Annotated in this window: 9 protein-coding genes; 7 read left to right on the top strand and 2 right to left on the bottom strand. The window is 72.5% G+C overall.

From position 1 onward, the window contains the following. The 5 genes from AB0J68_RS26785 to AB0J68_RS26765 form a co-directional block, all read left to right on the top strand. Nucleotides 1-249 (top strand): hypothetical protein (locus AB0J68_RS26785; RefSeq protein WP_363941066.1); only part of this gene is annotated, 249 nt, incomplete at its 5' end. Then, nucleotides 242-676, top strand: coding sequence for a phage holin family protein (locus AB0J68_RS26780; RefSeq protein ID WP_007458124.1), 435 nt, complete (start codon nt 242-244; stop codon nt 674-676). The genes AB0J68_RS26785 and AB0J68_RS26780, both read left to right, overlap by 8 nt. Then, nucleotides 673-1,035, top strand: a complete 363-nt coding sequence (locus tag AB0J68_RS26775; RefSeq protein WP_354861987.1) for a DUF3618 domain-containing protein — start codon at nt 673-675, stop codon at nt 1,033-1,035. Before AB0J68_RS26780 ends, AB0J68_RS26775 begins: the two co-directional genes overlap by 4 nt. Then, entirely contained in the window at nt 1,032-1,304 is a 273-nt protein-coding gene (locus AB0J68_RS26770) for a DUF4235 domain-containing protein (RefSeq protein WP_354861985.1), read from the top strand. The genes AB0J68_RS26775 and AB0J68_RS26770 overlap by 4 nt, the downstream gene beginning before the upstream one ends. A 286-nt stretch (nt 1,305-1,590) precedes the next feature. Next, nucleotides 1,591-1,794, top strand: a complete 204-nt coding sequence (locus AB0J68_RS26765) for a cold-shock protein (protein WP_013732668.1) — start codon at nt 1,591-1,593, stop codon at nt 1,792-1,794. Between the two features lie 103 nt (nt 1,795-1,897). Here AB0J68_RS26765 and AB0J68_RS26760 read toward each other — a convergent pair whose 3' ends face one another. Together AB0J68_RS26760 and AB0J68_RS26755 are read right to left on the bottom strand one after the other, a co-directional pair. After that, nucleotides 1,898-2,092 carry a hypothetical protein gene (locus AB0J68_RS26760; RefSeq protein WP_363941063.1) on the bottom strand — a complete coding sequence of 65 codons (195 nt, stop codon included), beginning with the start codon at nt 2,090-2,092 and terminating at the stop codon, nt 1,898-1,900. A gap of 94 nt (nt 2,093-2,186) precedes the next feature. Further along, the gene (locus tag AB0J68_RS26755; protein WP_363941060.1) at nt 2,187-3,170 is read right to left on the bottom strand and encodes an aldo/keto reductase; all 984 of its coding nucleotides are present in this window, start codon (nt 3,168-3,170) and stop codon (nt 2,187-2,189) included. Between the two features lie 83 nt (nt 3,171-3,253). Between AB0J68_RS26755 and AB0J68_RS26750 the strand changes: the two genes are divergently transcribed. After that, nucleotides 3,254-4,048 carry a trans-aconitate 2-methyltransferase gene (locus AB0J68_RS26750; RefSeq protein ID WP_354861979.1) on the top strand — a complete coding sequence of 265 codons (795 nt, stop codon included), beginning with the start codon at nt 3,254-3,256 and terminating at the stop codon, nt 4,046-4,048. Continuing rightward, complete coding sequence (locus AB0J68_RS26745; RefSeq protein ID WP_363941056.1) at nt 4,045-5,067, top strand: adenosine deaminase; 1,023 nt, start codon at nt 4,045-4,047, stop codon at nt 5,065-5,067. Before AB0J68_RS26750 ends, AB0J68_RS26745 begins: the two co-directional genes overlap by 4 nt. Nucleotides 5,068-5,188: the final 121 nt, after the last annotated feature.

The raw sequence follows: 5,188 nt of genomic DNA, 5'->3' as shown, positions 1-5,188 counted from the left end.
GGTGATCAAGAGGTTTGCGTCACGGAAAGCGCGACTCCTGACGCAAACCTCTTGATCACCGTCAAAGGGGGGTGGGTGGGGAGGTTTGGGTTGGCTTTGGCGGGGGACCTGCTGCCGGACATCTCTGTCGGCGATCGGCGCGGCAACCGGGCAACAGGAACGGTCACCGACTCGGGGCGCTCTAGGATTGACGAGCGGCAACTCCGGGCATACAGCGCGGTGATGAGGAAAGGAGGACAGCATGGCTGACGTGGCAAATGCCCGCACATCCCGCAATGGGAGCGAGCCCTCCACCGCCGAGCTGGTGCAGCGGGCCACCGAACAGGTCTCCCGTCTGGTGCGAGATGAACTGGCGCTGGCCCGGGCGGAGTTGACCCAGAAGGGCAAGCACGCCGGTATCGGGATCGGCCTGTTCGGCGGCGGCGGCGCGCTGGCGTTCTACGGCCTGGGCGCGCTGGTCGTCACGGCGATCCTGCTGCTCGACCTGGTGCTGCCCGCCTGGGCCGCCGCGCTGATCGTCGCGGTGGCTCTCTTCCTGGTTGCCGGCATTCTCGCGCTGGTGGGAAAGAAGCAGGTCAGCCGTGCGGTCCCGCCGATGCCGGCGGCAGCGGTCCGCAGCCTCCGGGCTGATGTGGACACCGTCGCCGCCGCCGTGAAGGACAGGGGCCGGGCATGACAGGCAACGGGAGGGGCGACACCGAGGCCCTCCGCGAGGAGATCCGCCGCACCCGGGTCGAGCTGGGCGAAACGATGGAGGCGCTGGCCGCCAAGGCGGACGTCAAGGCCCGCCTGAAGGAGTCCGCCGAGCAGGCGCGGGAGCGGATGCGCGAGCAGGCGGCGCAGACCATGGCCCGGGTCCGCGGGCAGGCCGCCCGCGGCGCCGAGATGGCACGCGCCCAGGCGTACGACAAGGGCGGCCTGGTCCGCGAGAAGAGCGAGCTGGTTCGACGCAACCCGGTGCCGTGGGCGGCGATCGCCGCCGGCGCGGTGGCCACCGTGGTGGTGCTGATGATCGTGCGGGGGAGGCGTAGGTGAGCAAGAGCATCGGCAGGGTCGCGTACCGGCCGGTCGGCGTGTTGTTGGGTATCGCCGCGGGTACGGTGGCCGGCGCGATCTTCCGGCAGGTCTGGAAGGTCACGGCGGGCGACGGCGAGGCGCCCAACGCCACCGACGAGGACCGCGGCTGGGGCGAGATCCTGGCCGCCGCGGCGTTGCAGGGGGCCATTTTCGCGGTGGTCCGCGCCGCTGTGGACCGGGGTGGAGCGGTCGGCGTGCGCCGGATGACCGGCCACTGGCCGGACTGACCGACATCGACGTGAGGCCCCCTTCCATATCGACGGGAAGGGGGCCTTTCGCACGGCTCCGCACGCCGCCCAGCGACCTCGGGCATCCGTCAGGTCACATGTCGGAGAAATTCGTCGGACAGGTCGTGCAGACTTTTTGCGTACGTGATTTGCTGTTCCACGCTGTTGCGAGATGGCGTGGGTTGAGAGAAGTTCCCTTCGTGGGGGCCGCCTCAGACGCCGCTGCTCGAAAACGGCCAATCGGCCGCACGGCGTGCACGGCCGCCAGTTTTAGAAGGAGATACACATGGCGCAGGGAACCGTGAAGTGGTTCAACGCTGACAAGGGCTTCGGCTTCATCACCGTCGACGGCGGGGGTGCTGACGTGTTCGTCCACTTCTCGGCCATCCAGTCCAGCGGCTACCGCACGCTGGAGGAGAACCAGCGAGTGGAGTTCGAGATCGCCCAGGGTCAGAAGGGCCCGCAGGCCGAGCAGGTCCGTCCCCTCTGACGAGGGTGGCCGGCCCCCGCCGGTCAGTGGACGACCCGGCCAGGGGTCGTTGCAGTAAAGCCCCGTATCCCTTCCGGGATGCGGGGCTTCCCACGTTCATCAGTCAGCGTCGACGGCGCGAGCGCAGGCCCAGCCAGATGACGACCAACCCGGCCAGGGCCACGATCGGGCCGATCACCGCCCAGATCCGCTCGTCGGTCATCGCGCTACCGCTGACGTAGCCGAGGCCCTGCACCGTCCACACCGCACCGATCACCACGGCCAGCAGGCCGAGGGTGAGCGTCAGCCAACCCCTCATCGCGGGCCCTCCTTCCCGGATCGGGCGGCGCGCCGCCCCCGGGTCCCAGCATCGCCGTTGCGGTGGCGCGACGCGAGCACCCGGGGTGGGCGGCTCACCACCGGTCGTGCACCTGCGGGCGGATCAGCTCGTCGTAGACCTCGCGTACGCCAGCCAGTTGCGCGGCCGTGAGCGGCGGCAGGTCGGCCGCGGCGGCGTTGCGCCGGGCCTGCTCGGCGTCGCGGGCGCCGGGGATGACGACTGTGACACCGGTCTGGTCCAACACCCACCGCAGCGCGAACTGCGCCATCGTACGGTCGGAGTCGACCAGCGGCGCCAGCCGACGGACGGCCGCGAGCCCCTGCGCGTAGTCGACGCCGGAGAACGTCTCGCCCACGTCGAACGCCTCGCCGTGGCGGTTGTAGTTGCGGTGGTCGTCGGCGGGGAACTCGGTGTGCTCGTCGTAGCGGCCGGAGAGCAGGCCGCTGGCCAGCGGCACCCGGGCGATGATGCCGACTCCGGCCTGCGCGGCTGCCGGCAGGACGCGCTCCAGCGGCTTGTGCCGGACGGCGTTGAGAATGATCTGGACGCTGGCCACGCCGGGCCGGGCGATGGCGGTGAGCGCCTGGTCGCAGGTCTCCACGCTGACCCCGTACCCCGCGATGGCCTTCTCGGCGACGAGGGTGTCCAGGGCGTCGAAGACCGCGTCGTCGGCGAAGACGGCGGTCGGCGGGCAGTGCAGCTGGACCAGGTCCAGGGTGTCCACTCCGAGGTTGGCCCGGGACCGGTCGGTCCACTGCCGGAAGTGGGCCAGGGTGTACGCCTCCGGCCGCTGCTCGACGCGCCGGCCCATCTTCGTGGCGACGGTCAGGCCTGCGTCGGGCCGGGAGCGCAGGAAGCGGCCGATCAACTGCTCGCTGCGGCCGTCGCCGTACACGTCGGCGGTGTCCAGGAAGGTGACTCCGGCGTCCACGGCGGCGCTGAGCACGGCCATGGCGTCGGCCTCGGTGACCGTGCCCCAGTCGGCGCCGAGCTGCCAGGCGCCCAGGCCAACCACTCCGACAGTCCGGCCGAGCCGGTTGAAGTTGCGCTGTTCCATGCCCCCGAGCCTAGTGATCGGGTTGCCGGCCTGCCAGGCGAGCCGTACCGTCAACAAGACGGACGTACGGTTTGGAGGCGGAGATGTGGGATCCGACGACGTACCTGCGCTACGGCGACGAGCGCTCCCGGCCGTTCCACGACCTGCTCGCCCGGGTCCCCGCCGTGCGGCCCCGGACGGTGGTCGACCTCGGCTGCGGGCCCGGCCAGCTCACCGCGACCCTCGCCGAGCGCTGGCCGGACGCCCGGGTCCGCGGCCTCGACTCCGCGCCGGAGATGATCGACCGGGCGCGCGCCCTGCCGACCCCGGTCGAGTTCGCCGTCGCCGACCTGCGCGACTGGCGCCCGGCCGGCGACGAGGACGTGGTGGTCACCAACGCGGCCCTGCAGTGGGTGCCCGGCCACCAGGAGCTGCTGCGCCGCTGGGCCGCCGACCTGCCCGCCGGCGCCTGGCTCGCCATGCAGGTCCCCGGTAACTTCGACGCCCCGTCGCACCGGGCGCTGCGCGAGGTCGCCGGCCGACCGGCCTGGCGTGCCGAGCTGACCCCGCTGCTGCGCGCCGACCCGGTCGACGACCCGGCCGACTACGCGGAGCTGCTGACCGCCGCCGGCTGCGCGGTGGACGCCTGGGAGACTACCTACGTGCACCTGCTGCCGGCCGAACCCGCCGCCGACCACCCGGTGCTGGCCTGGATGGAGGGCACCGCGCTGCGCCCCGTCCGGGCCGCCCTGGACGCCGCCGGCTGGTCGGCCTTCCGGGCCGAGCTGGGCGTACGGCTCGCCGCCGCGTACCCGGCGCGGCACGGCCAGGTGTCCTTCCCGTTCCGCCGCGTCTTCGTCGTCGCCCGCACCGGCGCTCATGCCCAGGAGAACCCGTGACCGACCTGACCACCTTCATCGCCGGCCTGCCCAAGGTGGAGCTGCACGTGCACCACGTCGGCTCCGCCTCCCCCCACATCGTCGCCGAGCTGGCCGCCCGGCACGAGGGTCGCTCGCCCGTCCCGGCCGACCCGGCGGCCCTGGCCACCTACTTCGAGTTCCGCGACTTCGCCCACTTCGTCGAGGTCTACCTGAGCGTCGTCGACCTCATCCGCGACCCGGAGGACGTCTGGCTCCTCACCCACGAGGTGGCCCGGGAGCTGGCCCGCCAGCAGGTCCGCTACGCGGAGCTGACCATCACCCCGTACTCGCACGTGCGCCGGGGCATCCCCGCGCCGGCGTTCTGCGAGGCGATCGAGGACGCCCGCAAGCGCGCCGCCGCCGACTTCGGCCTTGAGCTGCGCTGGTGTTTCGACATCCCCGGCGAGGCCGGCCTGCCGGCGGCCGAGGAGACGCTGCGCATCGCGCTCGACGAGCGCCCCGACGGGCTGATCAGCTTCGGTCTCGGCGGCCCCGAGATCGGCGTACCCCGGCCGCAGTTCCGGCCCTACTTCGACCAGGCCCGCGCGGCCGGGCTCCGCTCGGTGCCGCACGCGGGCGAGACCACCGGCCCGCAGACCATCTGGGACGCGCTGAACGAGCTGGGCGCCGAGCGGATCGGGCACGGCATCTCCGCCGCCAAGGACCCGGAGCTGCTCGCGTACCTGGCCGAGCGGCAGATCGGGATGGAAATCTGCCCGACGTCCAACGTACGGACCCGGGCGGTGGCCAGTCTCGACGAGCACCCGCTGCCCCGGCTGGTCGAGGCCGGGCTGCTCGTCACCATCAACTCCGACGACCCACCGATGTTCGGCACCACCCTCAACGACGAGTACGCGGTGGCCGCCCGGCTGCTCGGGGCGGGCCCCGGGGAGCTGGCCGCCCTGGCCCGCAACGCGGTGACCGCGTCCTTCCTCGACCCGGCCGGCAAGCAGCGGATCACCGCCGAGATCGAGGCGTACGTCGCCAGCGCCGGCTGACGCCGGTCGGGCTGGGCCGCTCGGGTGAGCGGGGCGCGCGGCGGGAGCGTGGCCGAGGAGGCGCTGCCGTCCTGGATCGCCCCGGTCACCATCACGCTCGGCGTGTTCAGCCTGCTCGCGC

Source organism: Micromonospora sp. NPDC049580 (assembly GCF_040675595.1).
Classification (GTDB): Bacteria; Actinomycetota; Actinomycetes; order Mycobacteriales; family Micromonosporaceae; genus Micromonospora.
This window is presented reverse-complemented; position numbering and strand designations above follow the sequence as displayed.